Source organism: Spirillospora sp. NPDC029432 (genome assembly GCF_040703975.1).
GTDB lineage: Bacteria > Actinomycetota > Actinomycetes > Streptosporangiales > Streptosporangiaceae > Spirillospora.
Map to the genome: position 1 here is coordinate 17,306 of NZ_JBEZWH010000057.1, position 16,664 is coordinate 33,969.

Consider the following 16,664-nt stretch of genomic DNA (forward strand, 5'->3'; position numbering starts at 1 on the left):
CTCAATGCCCGTCTCAGAGCAGGGCGTCCGCCCGCTCCAGGCACGCGGAGGGGGTGAGGGCGGCGCCTTCGGCCAGCTCTGCTTGCAGGGTGTCGCCCAGGTCCGCGCGTAGCCGCGCCTCGGTACGGGACACGTCGGCGCGTTCGGTCACGCCCGGCCCCAGGTTCCGTACGCGGCGGATCTCCGCGGCGGCTCCTAGGAAGCGGGCCGCGTCGGGGGAACGGCCCATGAGACTGAGGACTCCGGCCATGCATTCCAGGGAGACGGCCATGACGCGCGGGCCGTCCGCGCGTACGGCGAGGCCGAGGTTCTCCCGGTAGAGGCGCAGGGCCTCGGGCAGGTCGCCGCGCAGCTCGGCCGCGCGGGCCAGGCCCTCGTTGAGGAGGGGCAGGAAGATGGGGGGCTGGTCGTCGTCCCCGGCCGGGAGGTCCTTGAGGAGGGCGGTCAGGCGGGACTCGGCCTCGTCCGCGTCGCCCTCCCGGCAGGCGGCGAAGCCCAGGATGATCTCGGCGAAGATGTGGGACTGCCGGTCGTTCGAGCCCAGCGCGCGCTCGGCGCACGCGCGCGCCTCCGCGAACTCGCCGAGCTGGAGGGAGACCCAGCCGAGGAAGGCGTACCCGATCGCGACCTCCGGCCACAGGTGGAGGTCCTCGGCCATGGCGATGCCGTCGCGCTGGAGCTCCGCGGCGCGCTCGAACGCGCCGACCAGCTCGGCGTGGGCGGACAGCCAGCCGATCGCCTGGAGGCGGCCCCAGCGGTCGCCCAGCCGGGCGAAGATCCGGTCGGCGCGCTCGCTCAGGCTCTCGACCGCGGCGGGGTCGCCGCGGATGTGCGCGTGCATCGCCCTCATGGACAGCGTGGCGGCCTCGCCCCACGTGTCGCCCTGCTCGGTGAACGTCTCCATCGCCAGGTCGAGCAGCTCCTCGCCGGCGGCGGCCTCGTCGTACCGGCTCCCGCAGTACGCCAGGAACCAGAGAGCGCGCGCACGCTGGTGAGGGGAGGTCGGGGCGAGCCCCGCGACGGCCTTCCGGCGGCGGGCGGGCCAGCCGTCGCCGTCGCCCTGGACGAGCGCGATGCCCTCGCGCCAGGCGGCGGCGCGGGCGCGGGCCGCTTCGTCGCCTCCCTTCTGGAGGGCCGCGTCCAGGGAGCGGAGCGCCTCGGCGAGGCGGCCGCGCAGGAACCAGTACCAGGTGAGGGCGTTCGCCAGGCGCAGCGCGTGCTCGCCGTCCAGGGCGACGCGAAAGTTGGCGGCCTCGGTGTCCAGGAGGCGCAGCCAGCGGTCCTGGTCGTGACCGTAGAGGTACGGCTCGGCCCGTTCGGCCAGTTCGGTGTAGTAGACGTGGTGCCGCCGTAGGACGTCCTGGTACTCGCCTGCCTCCTGCAACCGGTCCGTGCAGTACGCGGCGACCGATTCCAGCAGCCGGTAGCGGGGGCCGTCGGCGTGGTCGGTCGCGACGACCAGGGAACGGTCGACGAGCCGGGCCAGCAGGTCGAGGACGTCCTCGTCGCCCCCCGCGCAGACGGCCTCGGCCGCCTCCAGGGAGCAGCCGCCGGCGTGTACGGCGAGCCGGCGCAGCACGACCCGTTCCGGCTCGGACAGCAGCTCCCAGCTCCACTCGATCATGGCGGTGAGGGTGCGCTGGCGGTGCGGGGCGCCGCGGTGGCCGGTCGCCAGCAGGCGGAAGCGGTCGTCCAGGCGGGCCACCAGGCCGTGCACGCCGAGGGCCCGGACGCGCGTCGCGGCCAGTTCGAGCGCGAGCGGGATGCCGTCCAGGCGGCGGCAGAGGGTTGCGACGGCGGCGGCGGTGCCCGCGTCGAGGCGGAAGTCGCGCGCCGCGGCGGACGCGCGGGCGACGAACAGCCGGACGGCGCTCGACCGTTCCAGCACGGCAGGATCCGCCTCGCTGGTCTCGGGGACGTCCAGCGGCGCGACGTTCCAGACGGTCTCGCCGGGGACGTCCAGCGGCTCGCGGCTGGTCGCCAGGACGCGCAGCCCGGTCACGGCGGCGAGCAGGCCGCTCGCCAGCTCCGCGACCTGGTCGATCACGTGCTCGCAGTTGTCGAGCAGGAGCAGCGCCGGCGGGCCGTCCAGCGCCTCGGCCAGCCGCCCGGCGGGCGTGCCGTGCTCCGCCGAATCGTGGACGTCGAGCACGCGCATGATGCCGTCGGTGAGGTCGGCGGTGGTCGCGGACCGCTCGAACGCCGCCAGCTCCACCATCCACACGCCGCCCGGAAAGGCCGTTCCGGCGGCGGCCTCGATCGCGAGCCGGGTCTTGCCGACGCCGCCCGGCCCGGTCAGCGTCACCAGCCGCGCCTCGTCCAGCAGGCCGCGGACGCGCCCGGCGTCCTCCTCGCGGCCGACCAGCTCGGTGGGCGGGATCCGCAGATTGGTGGTGGGGCGGCCGGCGGCCGGGGCGGGCGGCCGCGCGGGCTCCAGACCGGCGTCCTGCGCGAGGATCGACCGGTGCAGCGCGACCAGCTCGGGCCCCGGGTCGAGCCCCAGCTCGTCGGCCAGCGCGGCGCGCAGCGACTCGTAGCTCGCGAGCGCCTCGCCCTGCCGCCCGGAACGGTAGAGCGCCCGCATGTGCGCCGCGCGCAGCCGCTCGCGGAACGGGTGCGCGGCAAGCAGGTCGCCCAGCTCGCCGGCCAGGACGCCGTGCTCGCCCAGTTCGAGCCGCACCTCGGCGTGCTCCTCCAGCACGGCCAGCCGCAGCTCCTCCAGCCGGGCGGTCGCGGCCCGCGCGAACGGCTCGCCCGCGAAGTCGGCGAGCGCGTCCCCGCGCCACAGCCCCAGCGCCTCCGCGAACAGCGCCGCCCTGCCCGCGGGCGCGCGCGTGTCCCGGGCGCGGGCGGCGGCGGCCTGGAACCGGTGCGCGTCGACCCGTTCGGGAGGGACGTCCAGGACGTACCCGGCGGGGCGGGTCGCGACGAGTGCGCGCGCCCCCGCCTCGGCGTCCTCGAAGATCCGGCGCAGCTGCGAGACCTTGGCCGACAGCGCGGCGGGCGGGTTGCCCGGCAGGTCCTCGCCCCACAGGTCGTCGATCAGCCGGTCGGCCGGTACGGGGCGGCCCTCGTTCAGCAGCAGGTCGGCGAGCAGGGCCCGCACCTTCAGCCCGGGGACCGCGACGGGCTCGCCGCCGTCCGTCCAGACGGCCAGCGGCCCCAGCACCCCGAAACGCATGAGCGCACGATAGCGCCAGGCCCCGACCGGACCGGCGAGCCGCCGTAAAGCGGCGCGAAACGGCCAGCAACTCGCCGTAAAGATCCCGTAAGACCCCTCGGGCATCGTGGTACTCGTCCACAGAGAGGGGGCGGAGATGCTCAGGATGGCGGTCATCATCGGCAGCACCCGCGACGGCCGGTTCGGGCCGACGGTGGCGGACTGGTTCGCCGGTCACGCCCGCCGCCGCCCGGACTTCACGGTCGACCTGGTCGACCTGGCCGAGGCCGGGCTGCCGGCCACGCTCACCGACCACGACATGCCGGTCCCGGCGCCGGTGAAGGAGCTGGCGCCGCGGCTGGCCGCGGCGGACGCGTTCGCCGTGGTGACGCCCGAGTACAACCAGAGCTTCCCGGCGCCGCTCAAGACCGCCATCGACTGGTACTACGAGGAGTGGAAGGCCAAGCCGGTCGCCCTCGTCTCGTACGGCCGCGAGTCCGGCGGGCTGAACGCCGCGGCGCAGCTCCGGCAGGTGTTCGCCGAGCTGCACGCGGTGACGATCCGGGACGGCGTCGTCCTCCCCCGCTACTGGGAGGACTTCGCGCCCGACGGTTCCTGGCCGAAGCCGACCGCCGAGTGCAACACCGCCGTCAGGACCACCCTCGACCAGCTCTGCTGGTGGGCCCGCGCCCTCCGGGACGCGCGCGCCAGGACCCCGTACACCACCTGATCCCGAGAAACCGAAGACCCGAAGACCCGAGAACCACCGATCGCCAAGGAGGCGGCCATGCGCAAGATCATCAACTCCACCTACATCTCGCTCGACGGCGTCATCGAGAACCCGCACATGTGGACCATGGAGTACTTCGACGGGGAGGCCCAGGCGTACGCCCGCGAGCTGCTCTTCTCCTGCGACGCCCTGATCGCCGGCCGCGTGACCTACGAGGGCTTCGCGCAGGCCTGGCCGAGCATGGAGGAGCAGACCGGCGACTACGGCGTCCGGATGAACTCGATCACGCACTACGCCGTCTCCACCACGCTGGAGAAGGGCGAGTGGAACAACACCGTGATCATCAAGGAGAACGTGGCCGACGAGGTCCGCAAGATCAAGCAGCAGGAGGGGCAGGACATCGTCCAGTACGGCTTCGGCCAGGTGTCCCGGACGCTGGTCGAGAACGGCCTGCTGGACGAGGTGCGGCTGTGGATCCACCCGGTCATGGTCGGGACCGGCGACGCCGCCGACCTGATCACGGCCGAGGGCTTCTCGTCGAAGTTCGAGCTGGCGGACACGACCACGTTCGGCTCCGGCGTGATCGTGGCGACCTACCGCCCGATCGCCCCCGGAAAGGACGCCTGACCAGGGCGGACGGCCGACGCGGAAAAAATGTCGGAAGAATGTCGTCCGGGATGTCGATCCGGCCGTCGTCCGAACGACGCGTTGGTGACGGGCGGGACGGACACGCCGTCCCGCCCGCGCATCCGATGGGAGAAGACGATGCGGTTCCTGATGATGACGACGGACGACGGCTCGGACGGCGGGGCGCCGGACGAGAAGATGATGGCGGAGATGGGCGCCTTCATCGAGGAGCTGACCCGGGCGGGCTCGCTGCTGGCGACCGGCGGGCTGGAGCCGGACGGTGTCCGCATCAAGTCCGAGGGCGGCAAGGTCACCGTGACCGACGGGCCGTTCACCGAGGCCAAGGAGGCCGTGGTCGGCTTCGCGCTGGTCGAGACCCGGACCCGCGAGGAGGCCATCGAGCTCTCCAAGCGGTTCTACTCGATCGTCGGCGACGGCCAGGGCGTGATCAAGCAGGTCTTCGGCCCGGGGGACCCGTTCCCCGGCCAGTGACCGGCGGAGATCGGCCAGTGATCGGCCGGTGAGCCCGGAACGCCCGGCCCCGCGCTTGCGCGCGCGGCCGGGCCGGTGCTCTGATCGTCGTCGTGACGGACACGGAGACGGGGGCCCGGACCGGGACGCACCGGGCGATCGACGCGGTGTGGCGGCTGGAGTCCGCGCGGATCATCGCCGGGCTGGCCCGGCTGGTGCGCGACGTCGGGCTCGCGGAGGAGCTGGCGCAGGACGCGCTGGTCACCGCGCTGGAGCAGTGGCCGGAGTCGGGCGTACCGGAGAACCCGGGCGCCTGGCTCATGGCCGTCGGCAAGCGCCGCGCCATCGACCGGATCCGCCGCGACCAGACGCTCGAACGCAAGCTGGAGGAGATCGGCCACCGGCTGGAGACCGCGGACGAGTCCGCCGAGGACTTCGCGGCCGTCCTGGAGGACGAGCCGATCGAGGACGACATCCTCCGGCTGGTGTTCACCGCCTGCCACCCGGTGCTGCCCACCCCGTCCCGCGTCGCGCTCACGCTGCGGATGCTGGGCGGGCTGGCCACCGACGAGATCGCGCGGGCCTTCCTCGTCCCGGAGACCACGGTCGCGCAGCGGATCGTGCGGGCCAAGCGCACCCTCGCCGAGGCCGGCGTGCCGTTCGAGGTCCCGGCGGGCGAGGAGCGGGCCGGCCGGCTCTCCTCCGTGCTGGAGGTCATCTACCTGATCTTCAACGAGGGGTACGCGGCCACCGCCGGCGACGACTGGGTCCGTACGGACCTGTGCCAGGAGGCGCTGCGCCTGGGCCGGCTGCTGGCGGGGCTCGCCCCTGGAGAGGCCGAGGTGCACGGGCTGGTCGCGCTGATGGAGATCCAGGCGTCGCGCACGCGCGCGCGTACCGGGCCCAAGGGCGAACCCGTCCAGATCCTCGACCAGAACCGCGGCCTCTGGGACCAGCTGCTCATCAGGCGCGGGTACGCGGCGCTCCTGCGCGCCGAGAAGGCCGCCAGCCCACCCGGCCCGCCCGGCCCGTACGTGCTCCAGGCGGCGATCGCCGTCTGCCACGCCCAGGCCCGTACCGCCGAGGAGACCGACTGGGAACGGATCGCCACGCTCTACGGCATCCTCGCCCAGCGCGCGCCCTCCCCCGTCGTCGAGCTCAACCGCGCGGTCGCGGTCGGCATGGCGCACGGCCCGGAGAAGGGGCTGGAGGTCGTGGACGCGCTGCGCGGCGAGCCGTCCCTGAAGAGCTACCACCTGCTGCCGAGCGTGCGCGGCGACCTCCTCTACAAGCTGGGACGCTTCGCGGAGGCAAGGGCGGAGTTCGAGCGGGCGGCATCGCTCACCCGGAACGGCCCCGAACAGGTCGTTCTCCAGGAGAGGGCGGCGGCGGCCGCCGAGCAGGCGTCGGGCGAGCAGTCGGCCGAGCGGGCATGACGCGGCCCGGGCGACGAGCCGTGCCGCTCGCGTCGCCCGGGCCGCGCGCTATCGGGTGCCGTCAGCAGTTCCCCTTGGTGGGCTTGCCCTCGAAGCGCTCGCCCAGGAACTTCGTCACGTCACCCGCGGCCAGCCAGTCCGTGGACAGGTGCTCGGCCGGGTAGGACATGTTCCACTGCGTGGTGATCCCCGCCTTGCAGTACGCCGCCCGCGTGGCGTCCTCGGTCTCGTGCGGGATGATCTCCTCGAAGAAGCCGCGGTACTGGAAGACCGGGAAGCCGATCTTGTACCGGGCGCCGGACGCCGGGGTGCCGATGCCGACCCCGAGCTTCTGCCGGTCGATGATCTCGCCCCAGGTGACGCCGTTCGGGCCGCGCACCGCGTAGAGCTGGTCCAGCGTCAGCTTGTCCTTGGAGAAGTCCTCGACCTTCGCGCCCAGGAACACCGCCAGGGTGCCGTACAGGCAGTGGCTCTTGACGTCCTTGATGGCCTGCTCGCCCTTCGCGTTCATCAGCTCGGTGAACGGCATCTCCGGGTACGCGGCGTTCAGCCCGACCAGGGCGTCGGCCAGGAACCCGGCGAACAGGCTGCCGTTCAGCTGCTTCGCGGTGATCTTCAGGTCGCCCGGCACGCCGCCGGCCGCCGCGCCCGCCACGTTCAGCTCCGGCGCGTACGACGCCGCCAGCTGGGCGCCCCACAGCGACGCGGCGCCGCCCTCGGAGTACCCGGCGATGCCGACCTTGCCGTCCGGCTTGAGGTCCCCGCCCGGGATCTGGCGGGCGGTGCGGACGACGTCCAGCAGCGCGTGCCCGGCGTTGGCGCCGACCATGTACGTGTGCACCTGCCCGTCGAGGTAGCCGACCCCGTCGGTGGCGGCGACCGCGAACCCGGCCTTGAGGAACTCGGCGATGTTCGGCCCCTCGTAGTGGTCCACGTACTGGCCCGACATCTGCTTCGACAGCGCGCACTGGAGGCCCGACCCGGACGTGCCCGGGTTGAACGCGACCACCGGCCGCGACCCGCCCTTGGTCCAGGGCGCCTCCGGCACCGCCACGAAGCCGGAGATCACGTTCTTCGCGCCCTTGTGGTCGGTCGACGCGTACCGGACCTTCCAGGCCTTCATCTTGATGTTGTGCGGCACGCCCGGCAGGGCCGTCGGCCGGCACGCCAGCAGCTCGCCGGGCGCGCCGGTGACCGCGCCCTGTGCCGCGTAGATCTCGGCGTCCGAGGCGGTGCAGCCGGCCGGCGCCCCCGCCGCGGCCGGCACGGCCACCAGTGCCGGCGCGAGCAGCGCGGCGCCCGCCGCCACCGTGGTCAACAGCGTCCGTAGTCTCATCGCCACTCCAGGGGTGGGGGGTGAAAGCGAATGCTGACGACTGTCGCCCACTGCCACCGATCACTGGAATGAAGCCGTCTCACATGGAGCGGCCGCGTTTTAGCAACCGGCTCACAACGCGCGGTCCGCACGGGGGAACGGCGTCGCGTTGCCGTACGGCGACCCTGCCGGAAGGATGGCGGGATGACAGAACTGGCCGTGGCGGCTCCCGCGTTCGTCTCGATGGCACACGAGATCGTCTGGTGCACGGTCTCGACCGTGGACGGGCGGGGGCGGCCCCGCTCCCGGATCCTGCACCCGATCTGGGAATGGGAGGACGGCGAGCTCGTGGGATGGGTCGGCACCACGCCCACCCCCGCCAAGCGCGCCCACCTGGAGCACAGCCCGTACGTCTCGTGCAACTACTGGTCGCCGTCGCACGACACGGCGCTGGCGGAGTGCAGGGCGGAGTGGGCGTTCGACGATGAGACCCGCACCAGGGTGTGGGACCTGTTCGTGAACGGGCCCGAGCCCGTCGGATACGACCCCGCCATCATCCCCACCTGGGAAGGGCCCACGAAACCGTCCTTCGCGGCACTGCGGCTCACGCCCTGGCGGCTGCGCGTCTTCCCCGGGACCGTGCTGATGGGCCAGGGCGGCGAGATCCTGACCTGGACGGAGGACGAGGCGTAGGGGGATCCGTACGGAGTGGCGTCACCGCGCGCGGCGGCGGGCTGGTAGGCATGACGGTGCCCCCGCCGCATCGGAGAGGACCCCGCTGATGATCGCCCTGCCGGATGTTCTGGACGCCGCCGCACGCATCGAGGGACTGGTGCGCACGACGCCCGTCATGGAGGTGGACCCGTCCGGCTTCGTCCCGCGCGGGTCGGGCCTGCCGGCGCGGATGTGGCTCAAGCTGGAGCTGACCCAGCACACGGGCTCGTTCAAGGCGCGCGGGGCGCTCAACCGCGTCCTGGCGGCCGCGGAGGAGGGGGCGATACCCGAGGCCGGGGTCGTCGCCGCCTCGGGCGGGAACGCGGGCCTGGCGGTCGCGTACGCGGCGGCGCAAGCGGGGACGCGGGCCGAGGTGTTCGTGCCGGAGACGGCGCCGCCCGTCAAGGTGGCCAAGCTGCGGGCCCTCGGCGCGTCGGTCGTCCAGGTGGGGGTGAAGTACGCCGACGCGTACGAGGCGGCCATGAAGCGCGTGGAGGACGCGGGCGCGCTCTTCTGCCACCCGTACGACCAGCCCGCCATGTGCGCGGGCGCGGGCACGCTCGCGCTGGAGTTGCTGGAGCAGACCGGCAGCGAGGTCGACACCGTCCTGCTGGCCGTCGGCGGCGGCGGCCTCATGGCGGGCGTCGCCGCCGCGCTGGAGGGCCGGGCGACCGTCGTCGGCGTCGAGCCGGCGAACGCGCCCACCCTGAACGCCGCCCTGCGCGCCCGCAAGCCGGTCGACGTGGACGTCTCCGGCGTCGCCGCGGACTCGCTCGGCGCCGGCCGGCTCGGCGAGATCGCCTACGCGGTGGCGGCCCGTACCGGCGTGCGGTCCGTCCTGGTGACCGACGACGCGATCGCCGAGGCCCGCCGCCGCGTGTGGGACGAGTACCGGCTGGTGGTCGAGCACGGCACCGCCGCCGCCGTCGCCGCCCTCCGCACCGGCGCCTACCGCCCCCGGGCCGGCGAGCGCGTCGCCATCCTCCTGTGCGGCGCCAACACCGACCCCGGCGACCTGGTCACCTGAGGGGACTCAGGCGCCGGTGCGCGGGTTCACGAACTGCAGCGGCAGCGGCGGCGTGGCCGGCGCCCCCGGGGTGGCGCTGGTCAGCGGCCCCTGGCCGCCGCACAGCGCCTGCACCAGGTGCGCGCCCAGCGCGTTGTCGATCGCGTGCGGCAGCGGCACACCCTGCCCGTCGAGCTGCTGGTACTTCATCAGGTTGATGCCGTACGCGATCTGCCGGCGGCCGTCCGGGCTGGACAGCGCCTGCGTCCCGGCGCCGAACACCGCGCCGTCATGGCCCCAGAACCGCCCGCACGGCAGGTCCACCGCGTAGAGGCCGAGACCGTACTCCATGAGGGTGTCGCCGTTGGCGTTCTTCACGGGGACGGTGCGCTGCATCTCGGTCAGGCCGCCCTCTCCGAGGAGCCTGCCCCCGAGCAGCGCCCTGTAGAACGCGTTGATGTCGTCCATGGTGGAGACGAGCGCGCCCGCCGTACCGGCCCAGGACATGTTGTAGACGCTGTAGTCGCGGGGCGGGTCGATGCGGCCGTACAGCGCCTCGTACATGCGCGAGTGCGAACCGCGTACACGGGACGAGCCCGGGAAGTACGTGTGCTTCAGCCCCGCCTTGCGGATGACGTTGCGGAAGATGTACGTCTCGGCCTTGACGCCGGTCGTCTTCTCCAGCAGCGCGCCGAGGATGACGTAGTTGGTGTTGGAGTACGACCACGCCGCTCCAGGGGCGTTGGTCGGCTGCCCCTTAACGCCCCACTCGATGAGCTGCTCTGGGCGCAGCGTACGGAAGCGGTGCTCGTCCAGGCTGTCGGGCGACAGCTGCGCCCATGACGGGAACGCCGAAACGACGTAGTCGGCGATACCGCTGGTGTGGTTGAGCAGCATCCGCACCGTGACCTGCTGCCCGCGCTCTCCAGGGACGACGCCCGGCAGGTACTGGGCGATGGGCTGGTCCAGCTGGATGCGGCCCTGCTCGACGAGCTGCAGTACGGCGGTCGCGGTGAACGACTTGGTGACGCTGCCTACACGGTGCTCCATGTCGGACCGTACGGGCCGCTTCGTACGGACGTCCGCGACACCGGCGGCCCCCTTCCAGGAGTCGTCGTCGCGGCGCACGGACGAGTAGAGCCCGTACATGCCCGCCTGGTGGGTCGCCTCCAGGGTGATGCGCAGCTTGGCGTCGTCGAACGAGACGACCTGCGGATCCGCGGCATGCGCCGGAACCGCCGGGAGGGCGAGCGCCATGGCCATCGCCACCGGCAGTGCCCTCGCGAGACGCCTCAACCGTACGAACCGCCGCGTCGCCATCCCGTCTCTCTCTACCCCGTCAGCCGACTTCCCGGACGAAGACCATGGTGACACCCCACCAGGCCGCTTGATCGACATCCTGCCAAATGTCACATGAATGCGACCACCCGGTCAGGAGATCACCAGGAGCAGGTCCCCGGCCTGCACGGGCGCCGTCCCCGGCACCGCCAGCCGGGTCACGGTCCCCGCCACCGGCGCGGTGATCGCGGCCTCCATCTTCATCGCCTCGATCGTCGCGACCACGTCCCCGGCCGCCACCGCGTCGCCCTTGGCCACCCGCAGCGTCACCGAGCCGTCGAACGGCGCCGGCACGTGACCCGGCTCGCCCGGGTCCGCCCGCTCCACCGGCGGCACGTCCGCCGCGACCGCCCTGTCCCGCACCGACAGCGTGCGCAGCTGGCCGTTCACCGTGCAGATGACCTGCCGGAACCCCGCCTCGTCGAGCTCCCCGACGGCCTCCAGCCCGGCCAGCACCCGCACACCGGGCTCCAGGTCGAAGGAGACCTCGGCGCCCGTACGGAGCCCGTACAGGAACGCGCCCGTCGGCAGCACCGACAGGTCGCCGTACGCCGCCCGCGCCTCGCGGAACTCCTTGGCCGGCCCGGGGAACAGCAGCCGGTCCAGCGTGTCGCGCACGTCCGGCCCGGCCAGCGCCTTCTCCTCGTCCCCGGTCAGCTCGGCCCGCGCGGGCGCGTACTGCCGCCCCGCCAGCGCACGCCCCCGGAACGGCTCCGGCCAGCCGCCGGGCGGGTCGCCCAGCTCACCGTTCAGGAACCCGACCACGCTGTCCGGCACGTCGTAGCGCTCCGGATGCGCGGCGAAATCATCGGGATCGGCCCCGGCGGCCACCAGGTGCAGCGCCAGATCGCCCACCACCTTGCTGGACGGCGTCACCTTCACCAGCCGCCCCAGGATCCGGTCGGCCGCCGCGTACAGCCGCTCGATCTCCTCGAACCGGTCGCCGAGCCCCAGCGCCACCGCCTGCTGCCGCAGGTTCGACAGCTGCCCGCCCGGGATCTCGTGCAGGTACACCCGCCCGGTCGGCGCCGGCAGGCCCATCTCGAACGGCGCGTACAGCTTCCGGACGGCCTCCCAGTACGGCTCCATGACCGTCAGCGCGTCCAGGTCGATCCCCGTCGCCCGCTCGGTGAAGTCGGTCTGCGCCACGATCGCCTGGAGCGGCGGCTGGCTGGTCGTCCCCGACAGCGGCGCCGCCGCGCCGTCCACCGCGTCCACCCCGGCCTCCACGGCCGCCAGATACGTCGCGAGCTGCCCGCCCGCCGTGTCGTGCGTGTGCAGGTGAACGGGCAGATCGAAGCGCTCCCGCAACGCCGTGACCAGCCTCTTCGCGGCCGGCGCCCGCAGCAGCCCCGCCATGTCCTTGATGCACAGGACGTGCACGCCCGCCTCGACCAGCTCCTCCGCCAGCCGCAGGTAATAGTCGAGCGTGTAAAGCCTCTCCTCCGGCGACGACAGATCGCCGGTGTAACACAGCGTGCCCTCGACGACGGCGTGCGTCTGCAGGACCGCGTCGATGGCGGGCCGCATCCGTTCCACGTCATTGAGCGCGTCGAACACCCGGAAGATGTCGACGCCGGTCTTCGCCGCCTCGTTCACGAAGGCCCGCGCCACCGAATCCGGATAGGGCGTGTACCCGACCGTGTTGCGGCCCCGCAGCAGCATCTGCAGGCACATGTTCGGCGCCGCCTCGCGAATGGCCGCCAGCCGATCCCACGGCGACTCCCCGAGGAATCTCAGCGCCACGTCATAAGTCGCGCCGCCCCACGCCTCCAGCGAGAGCAACTGCGGCGTCGTCCGCGCCAGCACCGGCGCCGCCGCGACCAGATCGAACGTCCGCACCCGCGTGGCCAGCAGAGACTGGTGCGCGTCCCGGAACGTCGTATCGGTGACCGCGAGAGCCGTCTGCGCCCTCAGCCGCTCCGCGAAACCCTTCGCGCCCAACTCCAGAAGCAGATCCCGCGACCCCTTCGGAAGCTCCCCCGCCGGAATCTCCGGCAGCTTGACCGCCGGATCCAGATCCGTCGGCGCGTCCCCGTGCGGCTTGTTCACCGTCACATTCGCGAGATACCGCACCAGCCTGGTGGCCCGGTCCCCGCTCGACCGCGCGGTCAGCAACTCCGGATGCTCGACGATGTAAGCCGTCGTGACGCCACCGCTCCGGAAATCGTCCTCATCCAGAAGCGCCTGCAAGAACGGGATATTGGTCGCGACGCCCCGGATCCGGAACTCCGCCACCGCCCGCCTGGCGCGCCGTACCGCCTCCTCGAACGTCCGGCCCCGGCACGTCAGCTTCACCAGCATCGAGTCGAAATGCGGCGTGACCTCGGCCCCCGCATGCGTCGTCCCCGTGTCCAGCCGCACGCCCGCACCGCCCGGCGACCGGTACGCGGAGATCTTCCCGGTGTCGGGCCGGAACCCGTTCGCCGGGTCCTCCGTCGTGATCCGGCACTGCACCGCGAACCCGGAGACCCGCACGTCCTCCTGCGCGATCGACAGCTCCTCCAGCGTCTCCCCGCCCGCGATCCGCAGCTGGCTCTGCACCAGGTCCACACCCGTGACCTCCTCGGTCACGGTGTGCTCCACCTGGATCCGCGGGTTCATCTCGATGAACACGTAGTCGCCCGCCGCGTCCACCAGGAACTCCACGGTGCCCGCGTTCACGTACCCGATCTCGCGCGCGAACCGCACCGCGTCCTCGCACAGCCGCTCCGCCACCGCCGGATCCAGCCGCGGCGCCGGCGCGATCTCCACCACCTTCTGGTGCCGCCGCTGGACGGAGCAGTCGCGCTCCCGCAGATGCACGATGTGCCCGGCCCCATCGGCCAGCACCTGCACCTCGATGTGCCGCGGCCGCTCGACGGCCTGCTCCAGGAACACGGTCGGATCCCCGAACGCGCTCTCCGCCTCCCGCCGCGCGGTCTCCACCGCCGCCGGCAGGTCCTCCCGCCGGTCCACCTTCCGCAGCCCGCGCCCGCCACCGCCGGCCGCCGCCTTCACGAACAGCGGGAACCCGACCTCATCGGCCGCCGCCAGCTCCGCCCCCGGCTCCGGCGTCGCGCTCCGCAGCACCGGCAGCCCGGCCCGCCGCGCCGCCGCCACCGCCTCGATCTTGTTCCCGGCCAGCTTCAGCACCCGCGCCGGCGGCCCCACGAACGTCAGCCCGTTCCGCGCGCACGCCTCCGCCAGCTCCGGACTCTCCGACAGGAACCCGTACCCGGGGTACACCGCGTCCGCGCCCACCCGCAGCGCCGTCGCCACGATGCCCTCGACGTCCAGGTACGCCCGCACGGGATGCCCGTGCTCCCCGATCTCGTACGCCTCGTCCGCCTTCTGCCGGTGCAGCGAGAACCTGTCCTCGTGCGCGTAGACGGCCACACTCGAGATCCCCAGCTCGTACGCGGCCCTGAAGGCCCGTACGGCGATCTCACCACGGTTGGCGACGAGCACCTTCTGAATCACGGCGTAACTCCCAGGAGACGGTTGTGTGCGAGGCCGCCCGAACACGACGGCCTCCCGGGCTCAACGTCGAGCGTTCCCCAACATAACCTCCGGCCATCGCCTCCCGACAGCCGCCCCGGGAACGCCCTGACCGGCCACCCCCGTCCTAACTAGACTCGACGAGCCCGTACGCCTGGGAGGAGCCCGGTGTCAGAGAGGGACTGGCAACAAGAGGTGCTCTCCGAACTGAGCGCCCTGGACAAAGGCCTGGCCCCACCCGCAGACAAACCCACCAAAAACCCCCTCCCCGTCACCCCCTACCTCGAATTCCAACCCCCACCTCCAGCCGGCACTCCGCCCGCACTACGAGTCCCCACCCCACCCACTGCGACCGCCAGCATCGATTCCTGGGCACCTCGCGAACCCCCGCCGCAGCTCCACTCAGCGCACACACCGCCAGCCCAATCGCCCGAACCGCATCAGGCAGTCCCACCGCCCCCTGCGATGCCGCTCGACACTGAACGGCTCGTCCAGCGGAACCCGCACGGCGACCCGGCTCTCAAAAGGCTGGGCCGCGGCATGCGCAAGGCGCTCGGGGCGTCCGCCGGCACGGACATGCGCGACCAGGTCGAACTGGCGACCCGCCTCGGCGCCCCGGTCCGTTCCTGCCGCCGCATCGCCGTGACCAGCATCCGCGGCGGCGCGGGCAAGAGCACACTCGCGACCCTGATCGCCCGTACCATCCAGCAGCACCGCGAAGACCGCGTCCTGGCCATCGACGCCGACCCCGGCCTGGGCTCCCTCCCCTTACGCCTGGGCGTGGCTCCGACCCATTCACTCCACGACGTGGCCGCCACCCGCCCGCGAACCTGGGACGAGGCAGCCCAGCACCTCTCACTCACCGACACAGGCGTCTGGGTCCTGTCCGCACCACAAGGAACCGGCCGTGAACTGAACCTCCCGACCTTCCACACCGCCGTCGGCACCCTCGGCCGCTACTTCGCCGCCTCGATCATCGACTGCGGCCCGGGACTCGGCTCCCCGCTCAACCGCGGCATCCTCGACTCCACCCACGCCCAGGTCTTCGTCGTACCGGCCACCACCGACGGCGCCGCCACCGCCCAGGCCACCCTCGACTGGCTCCGCACCAACGGCCACGAAGCCCTCCTGACCCGAACGACCATCGCCCTGGTCTCCCGCACCCCGGGAACCGACCTAGCCACAGCCCGAGCCGCCCTACAAACCCACGGCCTCCCAGTAATCCCCATCCCGTACGACCGCCACCTAGCCGCCGGCACCACCATCTCCCCAGACCACCTGGCCGAATCCACCCACACCGCCATAACGAAACTCACCCTGCAGACCTTCACTCACACCCGCAGCGAGGGAACCCCATGAGCAGGGACTTCGTAGCACTCCTAAGGCAGAAGCCACACCTGGAGAGCATCACCACCGGCCTACCCACCAACACCAAGAACGGCGCGACCCACCTCTACGACACCGCAGGCCGCCTACTGGTCCACATAGCAGCCCCCATAGAAGTAACGGTCCCAGGCGAAATAGAACGCCTCCTCAACACCACAATCACCCCACCGATCTGGTGGGTAGAAATCAGAGCCGCCAGCAGCCCACCATCGGCCGAACCCCTAGCCCACGCCTACGCCACCCAACTAGCCACCCGCCACCAGGGCCAAATCTGGACCCCCACCAACCGCGCCTAATTCATCGCACACCCACGCACCAACAGACAACCCCAAGGAAGCCACACCGCTCGAAACACGAGCAACCGCCGTCGAGACATCCTCACCTAGAGCCCCGCGGCCAGCCGACGAATCGCACGGCAAAGGCAAGACAAGCACTCCCTGGCAACAGGAACACCACCACAAGGGCCGCGAACGTTCCCAACTGAAAGAAGCTCATTTGCCTCCAAAAACTTCTCAGAAAGATCGCCGAGTCCTCCTCATACCGTTCCGCCCACGCCACCTATTACAGTGCCGAGACCCGTTCCTGTGGCTAGTCCGGGCGGCCCTCCTATAGCGCCACCGATCGCACCGCCAAGCACTGCGCCGCCCGCTGCGCCTGCTTGCATGCCCTCAACGGCGCTACGGTGGAGCAGCGCCCAAATCTCCTGGTTCGAGACGGCCATGTTTGCGGAACAACCCGTCTATTCAAGACCTTCACCTAGGTTTTAGTCGAACGACACAGTCACCGCCGCGCCATGTCTCGCCACCGCCGCAGTTGAATGAAAGGGTACAATGAAGCGTCGTTAGAATCCGTAATCAGCTAGCCTTCTAAGATGGTTAACAACTATAGCGTTGTCCGATCCGCCTCCCGCTTCACTCAGGGCATCGGCCAAGGCATGCAACTGATCAGCCGGAAGTAGCGTCAATCCAGTATCGCGATTCCTGAGCCATATTCTTATTGGC

11 protein-coding genes are annotated in these 16,664 nt (G+C 71.9%); 7 read left to right on the forward strand and 4 right to left on the reverse strand.

The features are described from left to right. Positions 1 to 13 precede the first annotated feature (13 nt). Positions 14 to 3,181, reverse strand: a complete 3,168-nt coding sequence (locus AB0881_RS31940) for a BTAD domain-containing putative transcriptional regulator (protein WP_366622930.1) — start codon at positions 3,179 to 3,181, stop codon at positions 14 to 16. A gap of 145 nt (positions 3,182 to 3,326) precedes the next feature. Between AB0881_RS31940 and AB0881_RS31945 the strand changes: the two genes are divergently transcribed. The 4 genes from AB0881_RS31945 to AB0881_RS31960 all read left to right on the forward strand — a co-directional run bounded on the left by AB0881_RS31945 (position 3,327) and on the right by AB0881_RS31960 (position 6,424). Then, on the forward strand, positions 3,327 to 3,890 hold the full coding sequence (locus tag AB0881_RS31945; RefSeq protein ID WP_366622931.1) for an NAD(P)H-dependent oxidoreductase: 564 nt from the start codon (positions 3,327 to 3,329) through the stop codon (positions 3,888 to 3,890). A 57-nt stretch (positions 3,891 to 3,947) separates the two neighbouring features. Continuing rightward, entirely contained in the window at positions 3,948 to 4,517 is a 570-nt protein-coding gene (locus tag AB0881_RS31950; protein ID WP_366622933.1) for a dihydrofolate reductase family protein, read from the forward strand. Between the two features lie 138 nt (positions 4,518 to 4,655). After that, positions 4,656 to 5,009: a YciI family protein gene (locus AB0881_RS31955; RefSeq protein ID WP_366622935.1), complete on the forward strand. Its 354-nt coding sequence runs from the start codon at positions 4,656 to 4,658 to the stop codon at positions 5,007 to 5,009. Positions 5,010 to 5,101: 92 nt separating this feature from the next. Beyond that, positions 5,102 to 6,424 carry an RNA polymerase sigma factor gene (locus AB0881_RS31960; RefSeq protein WP_366622937.1) on the forward strand — a complete coding sequence of 441 codons (1,323 nt, stop codon included), beginning with the start codon at positions 5,102 to 5,104 and terminating at the stop codon, positions 6,422 to 6,424. Between the two features lie 61 nt (positions 6,425 to 6,485). Here AB0881_RS31960 and AB0881_RS31965 read toward each other — a convergent pair whose 3' ends face one another. Beyond that, a complete protein-coding gene (locus AB0881_RS31965) occupies positions 6,486 to 7,760 on the reverse strand; it encodes a lipase family protein (RefSeq protein WP_366622939.1) in 1,275 nt (424 codons plus the stop codon). Positions 7,761 to 7,943: 183 nt separating this feature from the next. On the opposite strand from AB0881_RS31965, the gene AB0881_RS31970 reads away from it, so the two are divergent. Together AB0881_RS31970 and AB0881_RS31975 are read left to right on the forward strand one after the other, a co-directional pair. Continuing rightward, positions 7,944 to 8,432 carry a pyridoxamine 5'-phosphate oxidase family protein gene (locus AB0881_RS31970; RefSeq protein WP_366622941.1) on the forward strand — a complete coding sequence of 163 codons (489 nt, stop codon included), beginning with the start codon at positions 7,944 to 7,946 and terminating at the stop codon, positions 8,430 to 8,432. 88 nt (positions 8,433 to 8,520) lie between these two features. Further along, positions 8,521 to 9,480: a threonine/serine dehydratase gene (locus AB0881_RS31975; protein ID WP_366622943.1), complete on the forward strand. Its 960-nt coding sequence runs from the start codon at positions 8,521 to 8,523 to the stop codon at positions 9,478 to 9,480. 6 nt (positions 9,481 to 9,486) lie between these two features. Here the strand turns inward: AB0881_RS31975 and AB0881_RS31980 are convergent, their stop codons facing one another. Then, the gene (locus AB0881_RS31980; RefSeq protein WP_366622945.1) at positions 9,487 to 10,755 is read right to left on the reverse strand and encodes a serine hydrolase domain-containing protein; all 1,269 of its coding nucleotides are present in this window, start codon (positions 10,753 to 10,755) and stop codon (positions 9,487 to 9,489) included. Positions 10,756 to 10,890: 135 nt separating this feature from the next. Beyond that, positions 10,891 to 14,259: a pyruvate carboxylase gene (locus AB0881_RS31985; protein WP_366622947.1), complete on the reverse strand. Its 3,369-nt coding sequence runs from the start codon at positions 14,257 to 14,259 to the stop codon at positions 10,891 to 10,893. Between the two features lie 483 nt (positions 14,260 to 14,742). On the opposite strand from AB0881_RS31985, the gene AB0881_RS31990 reads away from it, so the two are divergent. Continuing rightward, positions 14,743 to 15,636: a MinD/ParA family protein gene (locus AB0881_RS31990; RefSeq protein WP_366622949.1), complete on the forward strand. Its 894-nt coding sequence runs from the start codon at positions 14,743 to 14,745 to the stop codon at positions 15,634 to 15,636. The last annotated feature ends 1,028 nt before the right edge of the window (positions 15,637 to 16,664 follow it).

Excerpts from the sequence above, each read along its gene's own strand:
- AB0881_RS31940 (WP_366622930.1), bottom strand. The coding sequence starts at position 3,181 with ATGCGTTTCGGGGTGCTGGGGCCGCTGGCCGTCTGGACGGACGGCGGC.
- AB0881_RS31945 (WP_366622931.1), top strand. The coding sequence starts at position 3,327 with ATGGCGGTCATCATCGGCAGCACCCGCGACGGCCGGTTCGGGCCGACG.
- AB0881_RS31950 (WP_366622933.1), top strand. The coding sequence starts at position 3,948 with ATGCGCAAGATCATCAACTCCACCTACATCTCGCTCGACGGCGTCATC.
- AB0881_RS31955 (WP_366622935.1), top strand. The coding sequence starts at position 4,656 with ATGCGGTTCCTGATGATGACGACGGACGACGGCTCGGACGGCGGGGCG.
- AB0881_RS31965 (WP_366622939.1), bottom strand. The coding sequence starts at position 7,760 with ATGAGACTACGGACGCTGTTGACCACGGTGGCGGCGGGCGCCGCGCTG.
- AB0881_RS31970 (WP_366622941.1), top strand. The coding sequence starts at position 7,944 with ATGACAGAACTGGCCGTGGCGGCTCCCGCGTTCGTCTCGATGGCACAC.
- AB0881_RS31975 (WP_366622943.1), top strand. The coding sequence starts at position 8,521 with ATGATCGCCCTGCCGGATGTTCTGGACGCCGCCGCACGCATCGAGGGA.
- AB0881_RS31990 (WP_366622949.1), top strand. The coding sequence starts at position 14,743 with ATGCCGCTCGACACTGAACGGCTCGTCCAGCGGAACCCGCACGGCGAC.